This window comes from Planctobacterium marinum (genome assembly GCF_020687805.1).
In the GTDB taxonomy this organism is placed as follows: domain Bacteria; phylum Pseudomonadota; class Gammaproteobacteria; order Enterobacterales; family Alteromonadaceae; genus Planctobacterium; species Planctobacterium marinum.
Map to the genome: position 1 here is coordinate 43,249 of NZ_JAJEWQ010000011.1, position 24,955 is coordinate 68,203.

21 protein-coding genes and 2 pseudogenes are annotated in these 24,955 nt (G+C 47.5%); 13 read left to right on the forward strand and 10 right to left on the reverse strand.

Going from position 1 to position 24,955, the window contains the following annotated elements; all coding sequences use genetic code 11:
* Window positions 1-12: 12 nt before the first annotated feature.
* Window positions 13-2,433, reverse strand: coding sequence for a M1 family metallopeptidase (locus tag LJ740_RS22460; RefSeq protein ID WP_377307090.1), 2,421 nt, complete (start codon window positions 2,431-2,433; stop codon window positions 13-15).
* Window positions 2,434-2,723: 290 nt separating this feature from the next.
* Here LJ740_RS22460 and proB point away from each other — a divergent pair, with 290 nt between their 5' ends.
* From proB to LJ740_RS22475, 3 genes are all read left to right on the forward strand, one after another.
* Entirely contained in the window at window positions 2,724-3,830 is a 1,107-nt protein-coding gene (gene proB / locus LJ740_RS22465; RefSeq protein ID WP_229531385.1) for a glutamate 5-kinase, read from the forward strand.
* A gap of 12 nt (window positions 3,831-3,842) precedes the next feature.
* Complete coding sequence (locus LJ740_RS22470; protein ID WP_229531386.1) at window positions 3,843-5,093, forward strand: glutamate-5-semialdehyde dehydrogenase; 1,251 nt, start codon at window positions 3,843-3,845, stop codon at window positions 5,091-5,093.
* Between the two features lie 64 nt (window positions 5,094-5,157).
* The gene (locus tag LJ740_RS22475; RefSeq protein WP_229531387.1) at window positions 5,158-6,084 is read left to right on the forward strand and encodes a DMT family transporter; all 927 of its coding nucleotides are present in this window, start codon (window positions 5,158-5,160) and stop codon (window positions 6,082-6,084) included.
* 36 nt (window positions 6,085-6,120) lie between these two features.
* Here the strand turns inward: LJ740_RS22475 and LJ740_RS22480 are convergent, their stop codons facing one another.
* The gene (locus LJ740_RS22480) at window positions 6,121-7,221 is read right to left on the reverse strand and encodes a methyl-accepting chemotaxis protein (RefSeq protein ID WP_229531388.1); all 1,101 of its coding nucleotides are present in this window, start codon (window positions 7,219-7,221) and stop codon (window positions 6,121-6,123) included.
* Window positions 7,222-7,324: 103 nt separating this feature from the next.
* A complete protein-coding gene (locus LJ740_RS22485; RefSeq protein WP_229531389.1) occupies window positions 7,325-7,597 on the reverse strand; it encodes a hypothetical protein in 273 nt (90 codons plus the stop codon).
* A 154-nt stretch (window positions 7,598-7,751) separates the two neighbouring features.
* Here LJ740_RS22485 and LJ740_RS22490 point away from each other — a divergent pair, with 154 nt between their 5' ends.
* Genes LJ740_RS22490 through LJ740_RS22500 form a run of 3 tightly spaced genes read left to right on the forward strand, consistent with a single transcriptional unit; the run spans window position 7,752 to window position 10,534 of the window.
* Window positions 7,752-8,237, forward strand: coding sequence for an RNA polymerase sigma factor (locus LJ740_RS22490; RefSeq protein WP_229531390.1), 486 nt, complete (start codon window positions 7,752-7,754; stop codon window positions 8,235-8,237).
* Entirely contained in the window at window positions 8,230-8,796 is a 567-nt protein-coding gene (locus LJ740_RS22495) for a hypothetical protein (protein WP_229531391.1), read from the forward strand. Before LJ740_RS22490 ends, LJ740_RS22495 begins: the two co-directional genes overlap by 8 nt.
* 40 nt (window positions 8,797-8,836) lie before the next feature.
* Complete coding sequence (locus tag LJ740_RS22500; protein WP_229531392.1) at window positions 8,837-10,534, forward strand: acyl-CoA dehydrogenase family protein; 1,698 nt, start codon at window positions 8,837-8,839, stop codon at window positions 10,532-10,534.
* Here LJ740_RS22500 and LJ740_RS22505 read toward each other — a convergent pair.
* The 3 genes from LJ740_RS22505 to LJ740_RS22515 all read right to left on the reverse strand — a co-directional run bounded on the left by LJ740_RS22505 (window position 10,531) and on the right by LJ740_RS22515 (window position 13,866).
* Window positions 10,531-11,004 carry a DUF2721 domain-containing protein gene (locus LJ740_RS22505; RefSeq protein WP_229531393.1) on the reverse strand — a complete coding sequence of 158 codons (474 nt, stop codon included), beginning with the start codon at window positions 11,002-11,004 and terminating at the stop codon, window positions 10,531-10,533. The genes LJ740_RS22500 and LJ740_RS22505 overlap by 4 nt on opposite strands.
* A 50-nt stretch (window positions 11,005-11,054) precedes the next feature.
* Window positions 11,055-12,140 (reverse strand): ferrochelatase, encoded by a 1,086-nt coding sequence (gene hemH, locus LJ740_RS22510; protein ID WP_229531394.1) that lies wholly within the window; start codon window positions 12,138-12,140, stop codon window positions 11,055-11,057.
* Between the two features lie 103 nt (window positions 12,141-12,243).
* The gene (locus LJ740_RS22515) at window positions 12,244-13,866 is read right to left on the reverse strand and encodes an AbgT family transporter (RefSeq protein WP_229531395.1); all 1,623 of its coding nucleotides are present in this window, start codon (window positions 13,864-13,866) and stop codon (window positions 12,244-12,246) included.
* Between the two features lie 499 nt (window positions 13,867-14,365).
* On the opposite strand from LJ740_RS22515, the gene LJ740_RS22520 reads away from it, so the two are divergent.
* From LJ740_RS22520 to LJ740_RS22545, 6 genes and pseudogenes are all read left to right on the forward strand, one after another.
* On the forward strand, window positions 14,366-14,983 hold the full coding sequence (locus LJ740_RS22520; protein WP_229531396.1) for a tetratricopeptide repeat protein: 618 nt from the start codon (window positions 14,366-14,368) through the stop codon (window positions 14,981-14,983).
* A gap of 119 nt (window positions 14,984-15,102) precedes the next feature.
* Window positions 15,103-17,443 (forward strand): annotated as a pseudogene (gene rnr / locus LJ740_RS22525) (ribonuclease R).
* Entirely contained in the window at window positions 17,444-18,187 is a 744-nt protein-coding gene (gene rlmB / locus LJ740_RS22530) for a 23S rRNA (guanosine(2251)-2'-O)-methyltransferase RlmB (RefSeq protein WP_229531397.1), read from the forward strand.
* A 37-nt stretch (window positions 18,188-18,224) separates the two neighbouring features.
* Complete coding sequence (locus tag LJ740_RS22535; protein ID WP_229531398.1) at window positions 18,225-19,097, forward strand: hypothetical protein; 873 nt, start codon at window positions 18,225-18,227, stop codon at window positions 19,095-19,097.
* 157 nt (window positions 19,098-19,254) lie between these two features.
* A complete protein-coding gene (locus LJ740_RS22540; protein ID WP_229531399.1) occupies window positions 19,255-19,986 on the forward strand; it encodes a MipA/OmpV family protein in 732 nt (243 codons plus the stop codon).
* Window positions 19,987-20,047: 61 nt separating this feature from the next.
* A pseudogene (locus tag LJ740_RS22545) lies at window positions 20,048-20,224 on the forward strand (AIM24 family protein); the annotation flags it as partial.
* 92 nt (window positions 20,225-20,316) lie between these two features.
* Here the strand turns inward: LJ740_RS22545 and LJ740_RS22550 are convergent.
* From LJ740_RS22550 to LJ740_RS22560, 3 genes are read right to left on the reverse strand one after another with little or no spacing between them, the layout of a single operon-like run.
* Entirely contained in the window at window positions 20,317-20,892 is a 576-nt protein-coding gene (locus LJ740_RS22550; RefSeq protein WP_229531400.1) for a hypothetical protein, read from the reverse strand.
* On the reverse strand, window positions 20,892-22,076 hold the full coding sequence (locus LJ740_RS22555) for a M48 family metallopeptidase (RefSeq protein ID WP_229531401.1): 1,185 nt from the start codon (window positions 22,074-22,076) through the stop codon (window positions 20,892-20,894). Before LJ740_RS22555 ends, LJ740_RS22550 begins: the two co-directional genes overlap by 1 nt.
* A 13-nt stretch (window positions 22,077-22,089) precedes the next feature.
* On the reverse strand, window positions 22,090-22,803 hold the full coding sequence (locus LJ740_RS22560; RefSeq protein WP_229531402.1) for a hypothetical protein: 714 nt from the start codon (window positions 22,801-22,803) through the stop codon (window positions 22,090-22,092).
* Window positions 22,804-22,986: 183 nt separating this feature from the next.
* On the opposite strand from LJ740_RS22560, the gene LJ740_RS22565 reads away from it, so the two are divergent.
* The gene (locus LJ740_RS22565) at window positions 22,987-23,778 is read left to right on the forward strand and encodes a TIGR00266 family protein (protein ID WP_229531403.1); all 792 of its coding nucleotides are present in this window, start codon (window positions 22,987-22,989) and stop codon (window positions 23,776-23,778) included.
* Between the two features lie 436 nt (window positions 23,779-24,214).
* Here LJ740_RS22565 and LJ740_RS22570 read toward each other — a convergent pair whose 3' ends face one another.
* Window positions 24,215-24,865: an OmpW family outer membrane protein gene (locus LJ740_RS22570; protein ID WP_229531404.1), complete on the reverse strand. Its 651-nt coding sequence runs from the start codon at window positions 24,863-24,865 to the stop codon at window positions 24,215-24,217.
* Between the last annotated feature and the right edge of the window lie 90 nt (window positions 24,866-24,955).

Consider the following 24,955-nt stretch of genomic DNA (forward strand, 5'->3'; position numbering starts at 1 on the left):
TAGTGCAACTCCTCATTGCTCGTCTTTGTTGTCTTCGTCATCGTCTGTCTTCAGCTCGGTTTTGATATCCTGCATGATATCGCGACGGGCGTTACCGGTGCGTGCCTTGGCTTTGTAGGCTTCGATACGCGATTCGATGATCTTACGCGGGTAATGGTTATTGGTGACATCCACATCGGCAGTTTCCCAGCGCGGATCGACTTCAACACTTACCAGTTCTTTGTCTTTTGGTGTCACCAGCAGTTTCTCAACATGCTTAGGACTGCGACGCCAGATTTCAGCAGGGTAGTAATGGCGCTCTTTGCTGCCATCCGCAAAGGTGGCTTCAATGATGATAGGCATAACCAGGCCACCGATGTTGCTGAATTCCATAACATAGTAATTCTGATCTTCGCTGACGGCGCGCTCAAATGCAGTGCGCTCCCAGTCTTCCAGTCCATCCAGGAATTTCTTGTAGGCATTGCGTTCTTTGTTGGTAACGGTCCAGCGGTCATTTTCATCATAGAAGTCACGTACATCCGGGTTGCGTTCTACCCAGGTTTTGCCTTCCTGCATGTTGCGCTCTACGGTTACCGGCATTGGCTTGTCTGACTCTTCCTGGCGATCGCGATCAAAATCGATATCCGGATCTTCGGTGTCGATGCGCAGTTTAGAGACTTTATCGATAGAGATATCTACGTGGTCTGTGCTGTAAAACCAGCCGCGCCAGAACCAGTCCAGATCAACCCCGCTGGCTTCTTCTAAAGTGCGGAAAAAATCGGAAGGGGTAGGACGCTTGAACTTCCAGCGCTGCGCGTATTCGCGCAAAGCGAAGTCAAACAATTCACGGCCCAAAATGGTTTCCCGCAGAATTTTATAGGCGGCAGCAGGTTTTGTGTAGGCGTTAGGACCAAACTTAAGGATGCTGTCTGATTGCGTCATGATCGGTACCTGCACCGAACTTTTCATATAGCCGGTAATATCTCTGGGTTCAACACCCCAAGGAATATCCGGATCCCATTCCTGGCCGGCAACCCCGTCGAGGAAGCTGTTAATACCTTCATCCATCCAGGTCCACTGACGCTCGTCGCTGTTGACCACCATCGGGAAGTAAATGTGACCGATTTCGTGAATTACTACGCCAATCAAAAAGCGCTTTTCAGCGAGGGTATAGGTACGGGAACCATCATCCTGCAACGTCGTACGTGGACCATTGAAGGTGATCATGGGGTATTCCATGCCACCTACAGGACCATTTACCGACTGTGCAGTAGGGTAAGGATAATCAAAAGAAAAGCGCGAGTAGACTTCCATGGTGTGTACTACCGATTCTGTGGAGTACTTTTTCCACAGATCGCCACCTTCTTTAGGATAGAATGACATGGCCATGACGAAAGGCTGCTCTTCGCCGCCCTGCTCATAACCTTTAGCGTCCCACATAAATTTACGCGAGGTAGCCCAGGCAAAATCTCTGACGTTTTCGGCTTTAAAGCGCCATGTTTTGCTGTCATCAGTGCCTGCTTTTTCGTTTTCAAGTGCTTCTTCGGCGGTAACTACAAATACCGGGCGCTCAGCGCTTTCAGCTTCCTTCAGACGCTCTCTTTGTTCTTTCGTCAATACGTCCTTCGGGTTTTGCAGTACACCGGTAGACGAGACTATGTGGTCGGCAGGCACGGTCATCTCGACTTCGTAATCACCAAATTCCAGGGTGAACTCGCCGCGACCCAGAAACTCTTTGTTGGTCCAGGCTTCGTAGTCGGTGTAGGCGGCTAAGCGCGGGAACCACTGGGCAAACAGGAAGATGTCGTTACCACCTTCGCGCTCATCATCCGGGAAGTGCTCGTAGCCAGAACGGGCTGATACGGCGTTTTCTTCCAGAACATTAAAGGCAAAGTTCAATGAAAACGCAGTGCTTTGGCCTGGCTTTAACGGCTGATTCAAATCCACCCGCATCAGTGTGCCAACAATGGTGTGCTTCAGCGGGTTGCCGTTGCCATCTTTAACATTGCTGATATCAAAACCCAGTGGCGTGTCAGCGAATGCCTGCTCCTGACGCAGGAAGTCCAGAGTCATTTTCGCTGGTGCTGAATCCGTAGCTGAGTTGGTTACCGGGCCACGGGTGCCCATGCCACCGAAAGTCTGTGTCATACGGGCCATGGAATCGTCTTTAAAACGGTTCTGATCCAGATAAACCCACAGGTATTTCAGCGTATCAGGTGAATTGTTGGTATAGACAATGTCTTCGGTGGCCGTAACCCGACGCTTGTCCTCGTCCAGCGATGCGCTGATTTTATAATCGACTTTTTGCTGCCAATATTGATGGCCCGGCTCACCGGCGGCATTACGGTATACATTGGGTGTCGGTAACGATTCGTCCAGTTGTCTGAACTTGTCTTCAAAGTCACCTTTTGTTTGTTTGATGGCTGCGTGGGCAGCACTGAAACTTAGCATCATCGACGAAGCGATGACGAGCAGAGTGCGTCTGTTCATTAGATGTTCCTGGCGGGTTCTTGTCGTTAGTTTATTTATCGCTGTTAGGTTATAACATAAGTGGCTCGCCATTGTCATCGTACCTGCGCAGATAAGCGGGGCGGATAGCGCCAGAGAAACTTGCCAGTTACATTTCTCTGTATTTTTCAAATTAAGCATCGCTAATAACCAAATAGCCTTGTACAAAAGCGGGTTTTTTGCCAATCTCGCGGGTTCGATAATTTCTTTAATTTTCCGGATTCAAAGAGAGCGATATGGCGGAGTTTCAGTGGCAAAGAGCCGTAATTAAAATAGGTAGTGCATTAATCGCACCTGATGGTCAGCGTTGTAGTGCTCAGTATCTGTTAGCAATCGCTAAATTTATCACTGAAAGTCGACTTCAGGGTAAAGAAGTGGTGCTGGTATCATCCGGTAGTGTCGCCGCCGGGCGCAGCCAGGTGCCGGTGACTCATCTGCCCACGATTGCGGAAAAGCAGGCTATGGCGGCCATTGGGCAGTCGCAGATGATGGCTAACTGGGCGCGCTTTTTTGATTTTCCCTGTGCTCAGATTTTGCTGACTTATGACGATCTGCGGGATCGCACCCGGTATGTTAATATCAAAAACACCCTTCGGGAATTGTTAAAACATCAGGCTCTGCCCATAGTGAACGAGAACGACAGTGTCGCTGTCAATGAAATTAAAGTGGGAGACAATGACAACCTGGCGGCCTATACCGCACTGGTGGCTCAGGCCGATACCCTGATAGTCTGTTCTGACATTGATGGTCTTTTTGACGCGGATCCACGTAAGAACCCACAAGCCAAACTGATCCCGGAAGTGCTGGCTATTACTCCGGAGATCCACGCGCTGGCTGGTGGCGCAGGCAGCAAAGTAGGCACCGGTGGCATGGTGACCAAATTGCAGGCGGCTGAGAAGTGTGCTCAAAGTGGTATTCAGACCTTGATTGTCAACGGACGAAAAACAGAGGTATTCGACGCATTGCTCAAAGGGCAATGCCCAGGCACCTTGTTTCGGGCGGGCGCATCCCCTGAAGGCGCGCGGGCACAATGGTTGCGCCACACCTTATCGACAAAAGGTGATATCGAAGTGGATGCCGGTGCGGCGAATGCACTGTTGCATAAAGGGGCATCCCTGTTACCGTCAGGCATTATCTCTGTGGCGGGCAAGTTTAGCTCAGGCGAAGCGGTGCAGGTAACACATAACGGAAAGCCCATCGCCAAAGGGTTGGCGCTATACAGTGCGGACGATTTGAGGCTGATAGCCGGGCAAAAGAGTCAACAAATTGAAGCCATTTTAGGCTATACACTGAATGAAGCGGCGATCCATCGCGATGATTTAATTCTTTCACGTAACAACTAATTCAGGTGAAACATGACATTTTCTGTATCTGAGGCTGCGAAAGCGGCAAAACTGGCAGCCAGAAGCACTGCCAAATTAACCGATAAACAAAAAGCCGCCGCGTTACATGCTATAGCAGCGCAAATTCTTAGCAGTGAAGACGCGATAATAAAAGCTAACAAACTGGACCTGGAGCAAGGTGAAGCCAATGGCCTGAGTGCAGCGATGCTGGATCGCCTGGCGCTGGATTCGTCGCGTCTGCAAAACATCGCCAATGCGGTAAAAGATATTGCCGACCAGCCCGACCCGGTGGGCAGTACCAGTGGCTCTCATAAATTACCGTCGGGCATTGAAGTCAGTAAAATGCGTATTCCACTGGGGGTGATCGCCATGGTGTATGAATCCCGTCCAAACGTGACCATTGATGCTGCTGCCTTGTGCTTTAAAGCCGGAAATGCGGTTATTTTACGCGGTGGTAAAGAGGCGCTGAATTCTAATCTGGCATTAGCTGCCTGTATCCATCAGGCCTTTGCTGAGCAGGGTATTGATGCCGCGGCGGTGACGGTGATACCGGATCCGGACAGAGCCATTATGAGTGAGTTGCTGACCTTAAGCGACGACATTGATCTGGTGATCCCTCGTGGTGGTGAAGGCCTGATACGCTTTGTTACCGACAATAGTCGTATTCCCGTGATTCAGCATTTTAAAGGGGTATGTCACCTTTATGTGGATGTTGCTGCTGATTTGCACAAAGCCATTAGCATTCTGGAAAATGGTAAGACCCAACGCACCGGTGTCTGTAATGCCCTGGAAACTTTGCTGGTACACAAGGATATCGCCAGTGAGTTCATGCCACAGGTAGCGACTTTGTTTAAACAGCACGGTGTGACAGTGCACGCCTGTCCAGCTTCGATGGCATATTTTGCAGAGGCAACTGCCGCCACGGAGGAAGACTGGCACGCTGAATACCTGGCGCTGGAAATAGCGGTGAAGATTGTCGATGATTTTGACGGCGCGGTGGAGCATATCGCCAACTATGGCTCTGGTCATACCGAAGTTATCGTGACTCAGGATATCAGTACTGCAAAGCGCTTTACCCGTGAAATTAATTCATCGGTGGTGATGGTAAATGCTTCTTCGCGTTTTTCTGACGGAGGAGAACTGGGGCTTGGCGCAGAAATTGGCATATCCACCAGTAAACTTCACGCTTACGGACCTATGGGGGCTGAATCCCTGACCACAGAAAAGTTTGTGGTTATGGGAGACGGGGAAATTCGCTCCTGACCATTTTTTGCCTGTGACACTGTAGATTCAAATAATACAGTTCTGTTTTGCAAGGAAACTGCAAATGTCTAATGGATTATTGTTTTGTTTGTGTGCCCTGATTTGGGGCACCACCTGGTACGCTATTACCTTCCAGCATTCTGAAATGGCGCTGATCTATTCGGTGGGGATACGCTTTTTTCTGGCCGCCTTAATGCTGGGGCTTTGGTGTTTGTGGCACCGGTTGTCTTTGCGCTTTGGCTGGCAGGCTCACTTAAAAATGTTGGCGGTGGGGTTTAGTTTATACACCCTGGACTATGTGTTTTTGTATCTGGCACAACAATATATTGTCAGTGCTTTGTTGGCAGTGCTGAGCGCCAGCGTGGTGTATTTTACCGTGTTTTTACGCCGTGTTATGTTGGGCAAGGCAATACGCAGCGAAGTTCTGATCGGAGCTGGCATCAGTGTGATTGGCTTGTATTTGTTGTTTGCGCCGCAACTCAGTGGCGTCAATACTGGCACGGCATTGCAGACCGGATTGATTTTGGCGGCCATATCCTTTTTCTTTGCGGCGGTCGGTAATGTGATTTCTGAAAATGCCTTGTCGGAAGATGTGCCCGTGGTGCAGTTTAATTTTGGTGCCATGAGTTACAGTCTGATATTTACCTTCGGTTACGGTTTTTTCAGCAACGCGCCATTTGTACTGCCAACTTCAGCGGATTACTGGGTTTCGCTGCTGTATCTGGCTTTGTTTGGTTCCGTACTGGCGTTTGGTGCTTACATGAAACTGGTGAAGCATCTTGGCGCGGATAAATCGTCAAATGTGATATTAGTTTATCCAGTGGTTGCACTGCTGGTATCCACCTTATTTGAAGGTTATCAATGGACCCTTTTGGGGTTGGTGGGTGTGCTGGCTATTATGCTGGGCAATGCCATTGCCATGGATAAAATAACCCTGCATGGGCTTGTGCGCTCCTGGCGCACCTTAAAATTATCCATGGCAAGAAAGTAACAGTGTACAGCGGGCTTCGTTTCAGAAACGAGGCCGTTAGCCTTTGCTGCAAATCTGACGGGCGATATCGTCCAGACACACCATGATTTCACGGCTGGCGTCTTCCATCTTATTCAGGTGGGCAGAAGCGCCTTGCCTGTCATCCTTTTTAATGTATTCCAGCGCTTTAACGCCATTGTCATGCAGATCGCGATGCGGCCGTTCAAGGCGTTGGAATGCCTGAAGCTTACCGTATTTGTCTCTGCCGGTACCACTCATCCAACGTCCCAGACGACAGGATGCCTGGTCTGCCACCGCTGATGCTGACTTGTCGCTGGTACCAAATGCCATGGCATAGATGTCGCCCTTCCAGACAATGTGGTCCAGCTTAACGGTCTGAATAAAAGAGCGAATGGCAGAATCCTGAATAGCGCTCTTCATGTGATTGGTTTGTTCTACAATGGAGCCGTAGAACTCGTTAAGTTTTTCAACGCCGTCCGACAATGTCTGATTATTACTCTGAATGTCATCAACTGTTTTGACGGTTTCGCTGGTGGAGCTGATGATTTGCCGAACCAGCTCTGTCACTTCATTTGCCGACTCATTGGTGTTGTTGGCTAAAGAGCGAACTTCATCGGCGACCACACTGAAGCCCCGACCGGCATCACCGGCTCTGGCGGCTTCGATGGCGGCGTTAAGGGCCAGTAAATTGGTTTGGTCTGAAATTGAAGATATGGTGGTGACAAAGGAATTAATATTGTCTGCCATTTCCGACAGCCCGGTGATATTAGTGGTCATATTCGACATTTTGTCGGTGAGCCCGGTCATGCCGGATACAATATTGTTCAGCGCACCGCTGGAGACGTCAAACAGTTGGTTGATTTCTTCTACTGCGTGACTTTCAGATTCAATCTTTTCGAAGGATGCCAGCACTGTTTCCCGAATACCTTCCACCTGAGCAATACATTCAATGGCAGAGCGCAAAATGGCCTCGTTGTGGTTTTCCTGCGTCTGAATGGCACCTGATGCCAGGTCTGATTTAAGTTCTTCCAGTTCCTGACGCAATCTTTCGTTATCGTCTAATGTGGATTGCAATTCTTTATGCAGCTGCGCTTTTTCCAAAGCGAGTTGATCATAATTGGATTTCAGTACCAGCATGTATAGTCTCGTGTGATCTAAAAGTCTTAAAGATAGTTCAAATTAGCACTAATTGTGAAAGTCTGTCGATGATAAATTCCTTTCACCATCGACCCGCTCATCACTATGACAAATTTTTTATTTTTTGATACAGTTCCCAACGCGGATCCGTGACAATTTTTTCCAGGATTTCGATGCGCTCCCGCAACTCCTGATATTCGTTGTTTTTGCGTTTTTCACGTTTCGACTGCAGGCCCACGTCTGATTTAAAAGGCGAGCTAACCTCCATATTCATCCAGCCCATCACCTGAGTATTAAACTTGTGATCCAACCAATAGCCCAATCCACACACTGTGCTGATACCCGCAAATAGTAAAACAAAAATAACTAGTTCCATGACTAACTCCTGATGTTGAGGTTCAGCTATGCAGTGTTGCCGCGCGGGAAAATATTACAAAAATGTTTTAAAAATATTTTTTCAGATATTTGTAATAAAGTTGGAAACCTGGATACTGATCAGGAAAGTAATAATCCCAGTTAAGAGTGACAAGTTGCCGTTGAACATCGAACAAATCCTGAAGGACTATGGCGCGCTGTTTAGCCGTCTGGCGGGCAGTTATGAAAGTAACTTAGCCTTGCGCCAGGAGTTAACTCAGGAGATTGCGCTGCATGTCTGGCAGTCACTGAAGCAGTTCAGGGGAGACAGTCAACTGAAAACGTACGTTTTAAAGATCGCGCATAACCGATGCGTACAGCATGTGGTTTCAGAGAGTAAAAAACCCAGAACTGAAGATATAAGTGATGATTACTGCCTGCATGCCTCAGCACCATTGCAGGCCGAGCAGGAACTGATGTTGCAGGGCCTGTTGGCCGAAGTGCGTAAGTTACCACTGAAACAGAGGCAATTGATCACACTCCATCTGGAAGGTATGCAATATACCGAAATTGCAGAAATATGTGGTATGACGGTTTCTCATGTCGGTGTTTCAATCAATCGTATCCGAAAACACTTAGCCGAGGTGTTGCAATATGAATAAGCAAAACGATCCTTTGTCGCAGCTTTGGCAAAGCCAGCCTGTGCAAACCGTGAATCCTGAAGAACTGCAATTGCAGTGGAAAAAGAACCGTCGTAAGCAATGGTTATGGGTATTGTCAGACATCCTTGGGCTGATAGTTGGGGTTGCCGTTTGTGGTTATCTTTTATTTCACGAAGAAAATTTGTTGCGCCAGATTTGGTCTTTCACCTTTATCATTCTGCTGCTGGCAATGACTCCCTATTTGGTTAAATTGCGGCTGGGTAGTTTAGGATCTAATATCCCGACCAATGAATATCTGTCGCGGCTTATTCAGCAAAAACTGAATAATATCCGCATTGCCAGAATGACCAACTGGATTATGGTGAGTATTACCCTGTTTTTTGCTGTCTGGTCGATGGCCTTTTACCTGTATTATCAACCCAATCCCGATGTGTACCTCATTAAAGTGCTGAAACGCACCGGCTTTATCCTGCTCGTGTCGGGCATCATGGCCTTGTGGGCAAGGCGTGAAATCAGGAAAAATAGTGAAGAGTTGATCCGTTTTCAGAAAATGCAATAGAGTAGAGTCAGACTAACGCAACGAGCAATGGGGTTTAACGATGAGTAAAAGCAACCGGAATGAGCCGACAATGTCGGTTGGCGGCAGCGTCGTTGAAACCCACCAGGTGTTTAATCAACCCCTACCTTTAGAGAACTTCAACGCGTTCAGCTCTGACAAAATCTTACAGCATTGGCTGAGTGTTTTTGCCGGCACTGTCGATACCAGTATCCTGACCGGTTATGGCCATCAGGTGGGCCATGAACTTTTGTCTGCAGGGTTTGAAGCCAATACCCATAAACCCGAATTTGTTTCCCACGACAGATTTGGGCGGCGCATTGATCTGGTTAAATTTCACCCTGCTTATCACCAGTTAATGGATAGGGCAATTCAGGCGGGCATTCACGCCATACCGTGGGCGGGCAATCCATCCTGCGGACACGCGCTAAGAGCTGCTTTGGAATATATGCATAATCAGGCGGATTCGGGGTCCGGGTGCCCGCTTACCATGACTTTCGCCTGCGTGCCGACCATTTCACACAGCCCGGATGTTGCCGCACAATGGTTGCCGAAAATAACGGCCCGCCAATACGACGAGAGAAATATCCCTTATTTTGAGAAAAACGGTTTAACCATTGGTATGGCAATGACCGAGAAGCAGGGCGGCTCTGATGTGCGCGCTAACACCACATGGGCCAGGCCCGTAGCTGAACCTGGCAATGGTGCCGCGTACCGGATCACTGGTCACAAGTGGTTTTGTTCGGCCCCCATGTGTGATGGCTTTCTGGTGTTGGCTCAGACCGGGAGCGGATTATCCTGTTTTCTGCTGCCCAGGTGGTGTCCTGATGGCAGTAAAAATACCCTGTTTATACAACGCTTAAAAAACAAGTTGGGGAATTGTTCAAACGCGTCTTCAGAGGTGGAATTTCGCGAAGCTTTTGCCTGGTTGATTGGCGAGGAAGGACGAGGGGTACCTACTATTATTGAAATGGTTTCCCTGACCCGATTTGATTGTATGGTGGGCTCGTCAGCTCTGATGCGTGCAGCCACTGCACAAGCCCTGCATCACACGTCTGGGCGCAGCGTTTTTGGTAAAGGTTTACATCAACAACCGCTGATGTGTAACGTGTTGGCAGATTTGGCAATCGAAGCTGAAGCGGCGCTGGCTTTATCAATGCGGGTAGCCTATGCACTGGACAATATTGATGACGAACAGCAAAAGTTATTTGCGCGGGTGGCAACGGCAATTGGTAAGTACTGGATTTGTAAGCGCGCGCCCAATCATGCCTATGAAGCAATGGAATGTATCGGAGGGGTGGGGTATGTGGAAGATAACCTGCTGCCGCGTATCTATCGCGAAGCGCCGGTGAATGCGATTTGGGAAGGTTCGGGCAACGTACAATGCCTGGATGTATTAAGGGCCTTTCAAAAAGAGCCACAAAGCTTACAGGTGATTTTATCTGAGATCAGCGAAGCCGCAGCATTAGACACCCGAATGGCGAATTTTGTCAGCGAGCTTCAAAAGGAGCTGAACGATCCTGATTCGGCAGAACTTAAAGCCCGGCGTATCGTGGAAAAGCTGGCATTGGCACTGCAAGCCAGCCTGTTGTTGCAGTCTGGCGATAGCGATGTTGCTGAGGCGTTTGTTTCCTCGCGCATCGCCGCTGACAGCGGTTTAAATTATGGCACCCTCAACTGCGCTGAAGCGCTTTATCAGCGCATAATGCAAAGGGCGCGACCGGATCTCAATGGCGCCTAATGCTTGGGAATTTTAAGGTTGCGCAACTTAAGCCTGATTTGCAGCGATCGCGTAGTCAGGAAAATCTCTCGCAAGGAAAACATCAGTGCCATTATCAGTACCATAAGTGCACCAATAAATATGGCTGAAATCAGTACCGACAACTGAATAGTGTAAATATGACTGATAAACAACACAGTAATGACCACACAAAGCAGCAGTGCTGTGAGTGTGTATAAGCTGTAAGCTTTGTTTATCAGGGAAATACGTTTCCACAGGTAACGCAATTCTTCGGTTTGTACCTTTTTGCTTTGGATGTCCTGTACATCAGGAATGCTATTTTCCAGTTCTCTGGAGCGGTCCATGATGCGCATCAGACGATTTGAAGCGACACCCAGTAGTGCCGCGATGCCGGTGATAAGGAAAACCGGGGCTACAGCTGCCTGTATCACCTGACCAATGTGAATGATTTCAAGTACGTCACCTGACATGCAATTACCTCAATGATAAAAACGCGCAAATTTAAACGGGAGGCATAAATCTAAGATTCAGCCCCCAACTGAATGGCGCGCTTTTGTCTGTTTTCAAGATCTACGTCAGCGGAATCATGCCATTGTTTGATTTCTGCGGAAACCAGCGATACCAGTAAATTTATGTGACTTTCATCACTATTCAGACATTCGATGTATTCATAGCGTTCTCCGCCGGCTTCCAGAAAGTAGTCGCGATTTTCAACGCCTATTTCTTCGATAGTCTCCAGGCAGTCAGCAGAAAATCCGGGACACACCACCTGCACTGACTTAACTCCTTGCCCGGCTAACTCCTGTAGGGTGTGATCGGTATAGGGTTTCAACCATTCTTCCCGGCCAAAACGAGACTGAAAAGTGGTGAGATACTGGTCCGGCTGCAATCCTAAATAATTGGCAATCAGTCGCGACGTTGTATAACACTCGCAATGGTAAGGATCACCATTGAGCAAATAGCGCTTTGGGATACCGTGGTAGGAAAAAATGAGTTTATCTGCGCTCCCCTGCTTTTCCCGGTGCGCTTTGATCTTTTCGGCTACAGCTGCGATGTAGTCGCGATTGTCGTGGTAATGGCTGATAAATTTAAAATCCGGCAACCAGCGTCGCTGCATAAAATCCTGGGCGAGCGCATCAAACGTGCTACCGGTGGTGGAAGCACAATACTGGGGGTAGAGCGGCAAAATCACCAGTTTGCGTACGCCCTGTTGCATCATAGAATCCAGTACATCGCCTATTGCAGGCTTGCCATAGCGCATGGCAAAGTCCACCACCACGCCATCGCCATACTGGGCTTTTAGCTGCTGCTGTAGGGCTGCAGCCTGATTTTGAGTATGCACCATGAGTGGGGAGCCTTGTTCGGTCCATACGGTCTTATAAGCCCTGGCACTTCGGGCCGGACGAAAATTCAGGATCACCAGATTCAGAATACACCACCAAATCAGGCGAGGCACTTCCACTACTCTGGGATCAGACAAAAACTCCTTCAGATAGGGTCTTAGTGCCTGTCTGGTGGGCGCTTCCGGAGTCCCCAGATTAGTGATCAGGACGCCTGTTTTATCGCCCTGAGCGTGGTTAAAGTGAGTACTGTTTTTATACTTCATACCTGTTTCATATCAGTTTTGTTACAGAGGTTACGCAGAGAACAGACGATTGGTTTTATGTTGATGAAAAAAGACGAAGGTAAAGCCTTCGTCTTCCATGGTGTTATGGGTTGTAGTAGGTTGCTGCTCCTGGCCCCACTGGCATACCCAGTAAGAATACCCAAACATAGAACAGGATTGTCCAGCCAACAATATAGACCATCGAATAAGGCAGCATGGTGGCTATCAGCGTGCCCATCCCCAAATCTTTCTTATAGCGGGCAGCAACCGCCAAAATCAAACCAAAGTAGCTCATCATTGGGGTAATGATATTAGTGGAAGAATCACCAATTCGATACGCTGCCTGAATTACCTCAGGAGAATATCCAATCAGCATTAACATAGGCACAAAAATTGGCGCCGTTACGGCCCACTGCGCTGACGCGCTGCCTAAAGACAGATTCACCATGGCACACATCAGGATGAACAGGACAAATACCGAAGGACCGTCCAGTCCCACTGCCTGCAGGAATGCCGCACCTTTGACTGCCAATACTGTGCCCAGATTGGTCCATTTAAAGAAGGCCACAAATTGCGCTGCAAAGAACACCAGGGTGATGTATAAGCCCAATGAACTCATACTTTTAGCCATGGCGTTGATCACATCCCGGTCGTTTTTCATGGTGCCTGCGACGCGTCCATATACAAAGCCTGGGATGGCAAAAGAAATAAAGATAAATGCCACAATACCTTTCAGGAAAGGAGAGCCCGCTACTTCCCCGGTTTCAGGGTGACGCAACACGCCGTTTTCCGGCACTATGGTTAAGGCCAGCACTACGCAGACGGCAACAAACGCCAGTCCTGCCATTTTCAGGGCTTTCTTTTCCTGAGCTGTCGGTTGCTCAATTTTAGGTTGTTCCAGTTCAATGGCTGCTTCGCTGGGGTCGTATTTGCCCAGTCGAGGTTCAACAATTTTTTCTGTGACGAAAGCCCCCATAAAGGCCACCACAAACGTACTGATAAACATAAAGTACCAGTTTACCTCCGGCCCAACGGTATAGCCCGGATCAATCATGTGGGCGGCTGCTTCTGTTATTCCTGATAACAGAGGATCAACGGTGCCCAGCAGCAAATTGGCACTATAGCCACCTGATACCCCGGCAAAAGCCGCCGCGAGTCCGGCTAACGGGTGCCTGCCAAGGGAGTGGAATATCATGGCTGCCAGCGGGATTAAAACCACGTACCCCAGTTCGGATGCGGTATTGGAGATTATTCCGGCAAACACGATTACCACGGTAACCATTCTGGGGGAGGCGTTAACCACCATAGAGCGCATCGCGGTTTGCAGTAAGCCACTGTGTTCCGCCACGGACACGCCCAGTAAGGCCACCAACACCGTGCCCAATGGAGCAAAACCCGTGAAATTGGTAACAAGCCCGGTGACGATGCGCTGCAAACCCTCGGCATTCATCAGGGAAATCACTTCAATTACGCCATCGGCTTCACGACCTTTTGCACCTTCAGGTCGCGGGTCTAAAACACTGACATCGAAGTAGCCTAAAACGCCGCTCAGCAGCACAATAAATAAGGCAAACATGGCGAACAGGGTCACAGGGTGGGGAAGCAGGTTCCCAAGCCACTCGACGGTGGCTAAAAATCTGGCAAACGCGCCAGATTGAGTCTCATTTCCGGATTGTGATAACGATGAGTTATTTTCCGGTTGAGTGGTGTCGTTAGATGTACTCAAATCTTATCCTCGTAGCTTATTGTCGGGATTATTTTGACCGACAAAGTTACTCTTATATTTTTTAAGGCACGAGGTTAAGCATTTTTAGGCATCACGTCCAGTTTAGAGCGTGAATTCGGGGCGTCAAAAATACGCCAAATGGCCAGTTTTTGGCGGTATTTAGTGAGACTATTGCCAGCTAAATGGCATAGTTTGCATCTGAATGATGGTCAGTCAAATCTGGCAAAGTATTGCCCTGCAACAGAATTTTATTGCCGGTTTGTGGTAGCTGATAAGGTCGCTGTTAGCTGCAGGCTTTCATTTTGATCGCCAAATTAAAATATTTTTAGGGCGGTGAATGAAATTTGTCGTCTTCACAGGTTTTCCAGTATTTCTGGCGTAAATTATGCTTTAAAAACCCAGATAACCGTTAATGCACAAAAATTTGTCGGCCCTTGCCGATATTTGAGATTTTGCCAATCTGGCCGATAGTCAAATTATCGGTAAAGAGAAATTAACCATGAAACAGATTTTATTATTAATGCTTTGCTGCTTTTCAGTCCTGACCCAGGCGCAGTCGCAGATTAAAGCCGTACAGTTGTATAGTCAGGATGAATTGCTCAATCTGATCAATCGCAATGAACACTTATCGCGGGTAGTGTTGGATGATTGCCAGTTGGTGCAGGATATCGAGGCTCGCGCGGAGACCTTACGGGTTCCGGCGTATCAGTTTCTTTGGGGAGATATGTTGGCCTGGGGAGTTTGTGTTGAAGCCGATCCCGAGCGCGGGGTGCCACTGATGGAAGCCGCCGCCATGCAAGGTCTGGCTCCGGCTATGGAGCAGTTGGGGCGCTATTACGCGGCCGGAAAACTGGTACAACAGGATATCCCGCGAGGAATCGTATATTTGCGGGAAGCGGGTTCTCTGGGTAATTTAAAGGCGCAAATCCAACTGGCTGAACTGTTTATCGAAGGCCACGGTAGCCCTTATGATTACGAAGATACGTATCACTGGCTCTACAACGCCATTACCAATGATGCCAAATTACATCAAAAAATTGCCGATTGCATGGCTTCTCTGGAAGAGCTGATGCACCCCAAAAGCGTGCGTCGGGCGCGCCGTCCTCTGGAGTCCTGAAACTTCACTAAGCCTGCAGCATTAATAAAAATTTATTATCTGTGGGCAATGAAAAATTCCCGCTTGTTGGTATACTGATGGCATAACTAAGTCAGGGAGCGAAAGCTCCGTCGAGAGATATGCAAGACGATCCTTATTACGCCAGGGAAAAGGCCAAATACGAACAACCAGTCGCTTCCCGTGAATACATACTGCAATTGATTAATGATGCAGAACGGGCGTTATCCTTTTTAGATATTTGCCATAAAGTCAATGCGAATGACGAAACCAGTCGCATTGCTGTGCAGCGACGCCTGCGCGCAATGGAGCGGGAAGGCCAGGTTATTTTTAATCGTCAAAAACGCTACGAAGTGGGCTCTGTGATCACCCATGTAACGGGTTCTGTCATAGGGCATCGTGACGGTTTTGGTTTTCTTAAACGCGATGACGAAGAGCGGGATTTATACATCTCAGCGGGTCAGATGCAGTTTTTATTACACGGTGATCGCGTTGCGGCGGTGGCAGGAAAGAAAGATGCCAGAGGTCGCATCGAAGCCAAAAACATCGAAATAGTCGAACCGCGCAAAGAACCCATTGTGGGGCGCTTTTTTATGGAAAGTGGCGTGGGAATTGTGATCCCCGATGACAGTCGTTTGCGCTTTGAGTTGATCATTCCCCCTGAACACATCAATGGTGCGAAGCAGGGTCATGTCGTGGTGTCTGAGATGACACAACGCCCGCGCAAAAGGGTGTCGCCGATTGGTCGTATTGTTGAAGTACTCGGTGAGCATATGGCACCTGGAATGGAAATCGAAATGGCATTGCGCAATTTTGATATCCCCCATACCTGGCCATTGAAGGTTAACAATGAAATCAGCCGACTGAGCGAAGAAGTCAGTGAGTCTGCGAAAAAAGGGCGCATTGATCTACGCCAATTGCCACTGGTAACCATAGATGGTGAAGATGCGCGTGACTTTGACGATGCGGTGTTTTGTGAGCCCCAGGAAGACGGGGGCTGGCAGTTATGGGTCGCCATTGCTGATGTCAGTTACTATGTGCGACCTAAAAAAGCCCTTGATGACGAGGCCCAAAATCGCGGAACTTCCGTGTACTTTCCCGAACAGGTGGTGCCAATGCTGCCTGAAATCCTGTCTAACGGATTGTGTTCTCTGAATCCCAATGTTGACCGCCTGTGCATGGTCTGTGAAATGTCCATCAGCCCTGCCGGTAAATTACAGGCTTATCAGTTTTACGAAGCCGTGATGAACTCCCATGCCCGGCTGACCTACAATAAGGTGTGGGCGATTCTGGAAGGTGATCCACAACTCTATCAACGTTATTTTGAACATGTGCCGCATTTACAGAATCTCTATAAGTTGTACAAGGCACTGAAAAAATCCCGGGCTGAGCGGGGGGGCGATTGAATTTGAAACGCAGGAAACGAAATTTGTATTTAATGCAGAACGCAAGATAGATCATATCGTGCCGGTGGTGCGTAACGATGCACACAAGATCATCGAAGAATGTATGATCATGGCCAATGTTGCCGCGGCTGATATGCTGCATAGCAATAAAGCGGAAGGCCTGTACCGCATCCATGACGAGCCCAGTGAAGAACGTTTAAAGTCCTTTTTAAGTTATTTATCAGAAGTGGGTATCAGTCATCACCTGACTGAAAAAGCGACGCCAAAGCAGTTTTGTGAAGTAGTGAAAAAAATACAGGGTCGTCCGGATCAGGAACTGATCCAGACCATGTTACTGCGCTCTATGCAACAGGCTATTTACGATCCTGACAACGTCGGCCACTTTGGCCTGGCGTTGGGGGCGTATGCCCATTTTACCTCGCCTATCAGGCGTTATCCGGATCTGGTGGTGCATCGCGCCATTAAGGCCGTATTAGATAAAAAAGCACAACGCAAAAGTAAAACCGGTGGGTATGCCTATAACGAAGACGAAGTGGCACAATTAGGAGAGCATTGCTCAATGACGGAACGCCGGGCTGACGATGCTACCCGAGACGTATCTGACTGGTTAAAATGCGAATTTATGCAGGCCCATGTTGGCGATTCTTTTGAAGGGGTTATCGCTTCGGTCACGAATTTTGGCTTTTTTGTGCGACTGTGCGAGTTCCATATTGATGGCTTAGTCCATATCACCACCCTGACTAACGATTATTATCAATACGATGAAACCCGACAATATCTGATTGGGGAATCCGGCGGTACTATTTTCCGTCTGGGGGATCAGGTACAAGTTAAGGTAATGGCAGTAAACCTGGACGAGCGAAAAATTGATTTTGTCCTGGATATGCCGCTGCCAACCCGTAAATCAAGGCGGTCATCAAAAGCCAAATCAGGTAAGTCTGATCAGGTCAAAGCGAAGCGTATTACGGCTAAATCCAGTCGCAAAAAGCCGCAGAAAAAGGCCACAAGCGCCAGTAAGCCCGGCACGGCCAGTAAAAGTAAGAAACGAGGAAAGTAAATGGCGCAACAAGAATGGTTATACGGTCTTCATGCCCTTGAGGCGGTGGTAGCCAAAGAGCCTGAACGTCTGATTGAGTTATATGTACTTAAAGGACGAGACGATGACAAATTACGTAACATTATTAACCAGGCGCGTCGCTTTGGCATTGCGGTACAATTTTGTCAGCGCAAAGTGTTGGATGACAAGGTTAATGGTGAGCAACATCAGGGGATAGTAGCAAAGGCTAAACCGGGTCGGGTTTTGGATGAAAAGGATCTGGCGGACATCATTGCCAGCGAAGACAATCCATTTATTTTGGTGTTGGATGGGGTAACCGATCCTCACAATCTCGGGGCCTGTTTGCGTAGTGCTGATGCGGCTGGTGTACACGCAATGGTGGTGCCCAAAGACAAATCGGCTTACCTGACTCCAACGGCGCGAAAAGTCGCATGTGGTGCTGCAGAAACAACGCCCTTGATACAGGTGACAAACCTGGCCAGAACATTACGCCAGTTGCAGGAGTCGGGTGTTTGGGTGATCGGTACCGCCGGTGAAGCTAAGCAGTTAATTTATGACGTAAAACTTTCCGGTCCTATGGCTTTGGTGATGGGCGCCGAGGGCAAAGGTATGCGCAGATTAACCCGCGAAGTCTGTGACGAGTTAATAAAATTGCCAATGGCCGGTTCTGTCTCCAGTCTGAACGTTTCGGTGGCCACAGGCGTGTGTTTGTATGAGATTGTTCGTCAGCGGATTGCGAATTAAACCAATCCGTGCCGCAAAGCAAAAGAGGTAAGTCGTGGTGCAAAAGTTAGTAACATCAGTGGTGCTGTTATTTACAGTCACCTGCTTCGCCCAGGATGAGATGCCGGATCACGATATTACCCTGTTCGATCTGTTTATCACGTCTGACACAATTAACATTTCTAATCCGGTGCCTGTAGCTAACCGGGTAGGTTACGAAAACCAACCATTGTTTATTGATGACAACTCACTGTATTTTACCCGCATGGAAGATGTTAATGCCGACGTCTGGTTGTGGCAAATGGGACATGAAGTTGCCATTACCAAAACCCTTGAAAGTGAGTATTCACCAACGCCAATTCCCACCAGAAGTGGAGCGCTGTCTACAGTCAGAGTAGAGCATGATGGCACGCAGCGATTGTGGCAGATTAATTCGGATGGCAGTTTTGAACTATTGTTCAGCGATATTAAACCTGTGGGCTATCACGTCTGGCAGGAAGACAATGTGGCGCTCTTTGTCCTGGGAGAGCCGCATCGATTAGAGGTTACCACATTGGGGCAGGCAGAGACGACAGTCGTAGATGATGCTATTGGTCGTTGCCTCGCCTTAATCCCGGGTACAACCACCATGTCATACACCACAGAAGAAGAAGGTTACCATCAGCTCAGAACCTTTGATTTTGACACTAATGAGAGTGGCGAGTTGATGAAGCTGCCGGAAAAATCACAGGATTATGCCTGGCTAAACGACAAACAATTGCTGACTTCCAATGGTAAACAACTGCTGTGGTGGGATGCTAATCAGCGCGTCTGGCTGCCCGTCAATATGCCGAAAAATCTGACGTTGAGTGGTATTACTCGTTTGGCTATTTCGCCCAATAAACGTCGTCTTGCGGTTGTGCATCACAAACAATCTTCGTCACTGAAGTAATTGCGTTATCCCACAAAATAAGTGCCTTGAAATCTTTCATTACAAAGTAAATGTTTGAGGTCAATTAACCTTCACTTTTGGTCATTAGACTGCGCCAGCCGGTTCGAGAATGAACCGGTATTCATGTATCCGTTTTTAAAAGTGAAGGACATAAATAATGACCAAGGTATTTTTAGTGTTGATGAGCGCCAGCGTAATTTGGGCTTCTTCAGCAGGAGCGAATGAACAACAGACTGGTTGGGGAGTCGGGGTAGGGGCTGTTTTTATGGATCAGGGGTATCGTGGTGCTGATAGCGAAACCCAGTTGTTCCCCATAGTGTTTTATCAAGGACAAAACTTCTTCTGGCGTGGACCTGAATTAGGTTACCAGGTCACGGACAATATAACCCTTTATGGCGAATATCGTTTTGATGGCTTTGAACTTGAGGATTCAGATTATTTTGCTGGGATGGAAGAACGCAAAGGAACACTTGATATCGGTGCATCTTTTACTGTTGATAGTGAATTTGGAGAATTGACGTTTTCTGGTCAGGCGGATGCGTTGGGAGAGCATAAAGGCTATGAATTGGGCGTGCGATTCAGCAAAGGTTTTCAGTTATTGGGGGGAGCTATTTCTCCATTTATAGAGGTGAATTACCTCAGTGATGACTTAGTTGACTATTATTATGGTGTCAGGAATTCAGAAGCCAATGCGTTTCGACCGGCGTATCAGGCGGAAAATACCGTTAATTATTCAACCGGACTTTCCGGAGTCTGGGTGGTAGCGGAGCGACAGAGTATTATGGCCTCATTGACATATACTGTGTTGGGCGATGAAATCGAAAATAGCCCAATTATAGAAGACGGTGAGAGCACCAATTTGTTTATGGGGTATATTTATCGTTTTTAGAGCCGTTTGCGCTATTTCTTAAAAAAAACGGCATTATCAACCTGGTATAAAATATTAAGGAATAACTATGCGTTGCCACGAAATTGACTATGAAATTATTGGTGCCTCGATGCAAATGGTTGAGGTGGAACTGGACCCGCAGGAAACTGTGATCGCGGAAGCAGGAGCGATGAACTATATGGAGCAGGGCATCGAATTTGAAACCAAAATGGGTGATGGTTCAGCGCTGGCAAACGGGTAGTGGCCGGTGAGACAGCCGGAATAGAGAATTATGCTATTTGGTTGGCCAAAAAACAGAAGGGGGAAAGTCCCCCCCCCTCGATCGTCAGATTAAGCTTTGATTGAATTATAGGTTTTGTTTAGCGCCGGCTTATAGCTTTCATAGTAATGCAAAGTTGGTGCTGTAAAGATCATGCCGAAAAGCTGCTTGTCTTTAACCCAAACAATAACGTCACTATTTTTCTTCAGTCCATTGGCATCAAAAAATTCCAACTCAAAACGAAAAGCTACCTGTTCACCGATTTGCTGTGGTCTTACATTTTTAGTCTCGATTTTTAAGGTACCGTCTTCCTGATTTATGATCGAGGTTTTTACCAGATCCTCTAATTCGTTAGGCAACATTTCGGCTCTGAATTTAGGCATAGGAAGTTCTTTACTGGTTTCTTTTAACAGTGTTTCACCTTCTTTTATTTCACCAAACACCAGCATTTGATTGAGTGAGTAACCATCAATTGTCCATACTTCAGCTTTTTCGCCAGGCTCAAAAGGAGATTTACTCCAGGAGGTAGCGGGTAGTACAGAGAACCCTTTTACTTTTAGCTCAGAAGCGGGGATTAATTTAAATTGAGCGCAGGAAGTGACCAATAATACTGCGCTGACAATAAGGATTTTTTTAATTAGTTTCATCAGTTTAATAGCTCCATGTAGTATTTAATCATCGCTTTATCTTCCGCTTCAGGGTAGTTTTCCAAATAGCTCCCGAAGTGTTTTTTAGCGAGTTTTTTATTTTTTTCTTTGGTGTACAAATAGCCTAATTGTTTGTGGGCATCTTTGGGACAGCTCTGTTGTTGCAGTGCTGTCTCGTAGGCACTGATTGACAGTTGAGTATCCCCTGGCTCACCCCGTAATCGGTATAATTCGCCATAAAAATACTCAATTAAGGCTGGGTCGTAATTAATGTTTTTGTGACGTTCCAGAATTGACTCAGTTTGCTCGTATTCCTGTAAACTCAAGTGGTTGCTCATAGCCCGATGATAGATTTTAGCCACCTGTTTACGGAACTCGTTTTCTTCTCTGGTATACTCTTTCTGCCATTTTTCCTGAAACAGTGTTGATTGATTATTGAGATTACTTAAGCGTTCTTCGGAAGTTGGATGGGTTGCCCAAAAAATGCTTCTTTCTTCTTTTGATAAATCAGCTTCACGTTCAGCGATTAACAGCCCCCATACCTGACCAGACTCATGGGTGTCGTAACCTGCATGTCCCATCATTTCAAGGCCAATGATATCGGCCTCTCGTTCCTGATCCCGACCAAATTCCGCCAGAGCTGAACCACTTAACAGGGTGCCTAAGCCGACTATGCCGGTTAGTGAGCCTACTGCTATATCGATCACCAGAGCGGCGGCGCTGGCATCTTTGAGTTCTCTGAATTGTTGAATTTGGTGGGTTTGCAGATAATGACCAATTTCGTGACCCAGAATTGAGGCTAATTGCGCTTCATTTTCCAGGCGCAGGAAAACGCCTGACCAAATGTGCATCATTCCGTTGGGGAACATTGCAGCATTAAAGTTTGGATTATCAATGATATAAACCCGAATATTGGCGCAATACTCAGGAGTCAGTCGACAGACTACACTTTGCACGTACTCATTGAGTTCCTGATCCTTAATACGATATGGGGAGAGTTGCACGTCTCTTTCTATCTTTTCCACCTGATACCAAAAACCCCCTTCATCAGAAGCGGGATCCGGCCTATAGTTGACATCTATAACCGGCTGTATTGATAACGAAGTAGCGCTTAACTGAAAAGCACTGAGTAAAGTCGACACCAACAGAATCCGAATTTTACCCAGTGAAATCTGAAACGACATCGCTGATTCTCCGCTAGGCAGAAGGAATGGAGTCCAGCAGATTTGCCACAGTTTCCCTGGCAGAATCTTGTTCTCTTAAATCACCCGAACTACTGATCAAACGGTTAAACCAGACAATGTCTCCGGTGTTCAAGTCAACCAATGAAGAAAACCCCAGTTGAGTACCGCCGGGAATGCCCACTCCTACCAGTGCGCCAAAAACTTGCATCGCTTTTCGGCCGGCACTGGCGTAACTATCTCTCATGAAAACGAACAACGCATAGTCTGCACCGGTTTTTTCTTTAAGTACGCTCGCTTTCTCACCCAATGTCCAGGTCCCATTTTTGGGTCTGGTGGGGAGTTTTACAGCACCGACTTCATGCACCAATATGCTGTAACCGACAGCTTCGTGTAATTTTTCCGGCTGAGCCTGAACGGAATCAATATCCTGTACGTCGTTATTAAACAAAGTAGCGTCGCTATTGTTGGCGGCCAGATGATCGGTGATTTCTTGCTCCAGAAAACCCCGTGCATCTGCTGTCCATTCGGCCTGTACTTCGGTTACACCTGTTGCGCCAAGAATAGAAAGTTCTACATCTATTGGCATGATGATAAGTCTGGGGTTGGCATTTTCACTGCTGTTAAGATTTTCAACTGAGTTGTAGTTTGTGGTACTGGCACAACCAGCCATGATTAGAAGTGAAAAAATGATAAATGATATTTTTGAATAAGATACAAACGCTTGCATAAGCGTATCCTCCCTGATTGCTATAATTATAAGTATGTCATGTGGGAAATGCTCCACACTCGGTGCCGCATACTACCACTTCTGAAACAATTGTTAACACTTTATTAATACTAATTGTTTTAGTAACAGCGACTATTTAACGCTTAGACACTTCTCTTACACTGAATAAATTAGGACAAATCAATGCGTTGCCACGAAATTGACTATGAAATTATTGGTGCCTCGATGCAAATGGTTGAGGTGGAGCTGGACCCGCAGGAAACTGTGATCGCGGAAGCGGGAGCGATGAACTATATGGAGCAGGGCATCGAATTTGAAACCAAAATGGGTGATGGTTCAGATGCGGATCAGGGATTTATGAGTAAGCTGTTCAGCGCGGGCAAACGGGTGGTGACCGGTGAGAGTTTGTTTATGACACACTTTACCAATCATGGTTACGGCAAAAAACGCGTGGCCTTTGCATCACCTTTTCCTGGCACCATTATTCCGGTGAACATGGCAAATGTTGGTGAGCAGATCACTTGTCAGAAAGATTCCTTTTTGTGCGCTGCACTGGGGACCAAAATTGATATCGCATTTAATAAAAAGTTGGGCGCGGGATTTTTCGGCGGCGAAGGATTTATCCTGGAGCGTCTGCAGGGCGATGGCATGGCCTTTATTCACGCCGGTGGCACTGTGATTGAAAAAGAACTGAACGGCGAGACTCTGAGAGTTGATACCGGTTGTATTGTGGGGTTCACCGCAGGCATTGATTACGATATTCAGATGACCAAAGGTTTGCGAAGCATGTTCTTCGGAGGCGAAGGCTTATTTTTAGCCACGCTGAGCGGTCATGGCAAGGTCTGGTTGCAATCGCTGCCCTTCAGTCGACTGGCAGACCGGGTTATTCAACACGCCCCACAAATGGGTGGAAAACGCCAGGGAGAAGGCAGTGTGTTAGGTGGTCTGGGGGATATGCTGGATGGTGATAGATAATACCAGTTCCACGATATATTTGCCCTCTCAGCGCAGCCTCAGGGACATTAGTTCGAGGCGTGCGAATGAAAGAATACTGGTGGTCTTGTGAACTTCGCACAACAAAGACAAAAGTTTCGGGAAAACTTTTGAACAGCTTTAGCTGGCCTGCGAAGCAGGTGATATTCAGGGATGGATATCATAAATAATGTTCCTGAGGCGCGTCTACGATGGGGCTGAAAAGCATTTATACGGTGTTGGATGTTTTTGATTTAGGCCCCTGGACCGCCTTGTCTACCAAATGCTGTAGGAACAGCATAGAACAGCTTTAGCTGGCCTGCGAAGCAGGTGAGCTACAGGGATGTAGCGAATAAATGCTTTTCATCACCCACTGAGGTGGGTAAATATATAATGGAACTGGTATAAGAAACAAAGCGGGGCTAAATGCCCCACTGAATCAGAAACGATAAGCAAGTGACAGGGTGTAAACATAGGGGTCAATGTATACTTCCACCTTGCCGGCATCGGTGCCCAGTTTAAATGTGGCTTCGGTGTCAATATCCAACCAGCGCACTGAGGCGTTGAAGGCCCACTTTTCATCGATATCGATATCGATACCCAACTGAGTCGCCAGGCCGAAAGAATTATCCAAATCCAGAGCAGAAAACCCGGCTGTTTTGTTGGCGGAGTTAAAATTCTCGTCGAAAAATACTGTGTAATTTACGCCAAGGCCTATGTATGGGTGCAGATTACTGTTACCCAAATCAAAATAATAGAGGGCTGATAAGGTTGGTGGCAGGTGTTTGGTTTTCCCCAGAGTTCCGACGGTATCCAGGCTGATATCATGAGAAAATGGTGTGGCTGCCAATAGTTCAACCGCCCAGTTACTATCCAGGAAATAGGCAAGGTTGAGTCCTAACTGGGCATTGTTATCAACACTGACTCCGACACCTAAATCGGCGCCCGCAACAAATACGTTGCTACTGCTGTCATTTGGATTGACGCTGGTGATGCCTCCCCGCAGCAACCAGTCACCGGTTTCTATAGCCATCGTGCTTAAAGGTAACAGCGTTAATGTTGCCGCTAATGCGAGTTTAGATAATTTCATGTGTGTCTCCGTTAAATCGTTGCAGCTATTATCCTCACTGCTCTGCGATGAAATTTGATCTGGCGCAATACCGGAGGCGGCTTGTAATTG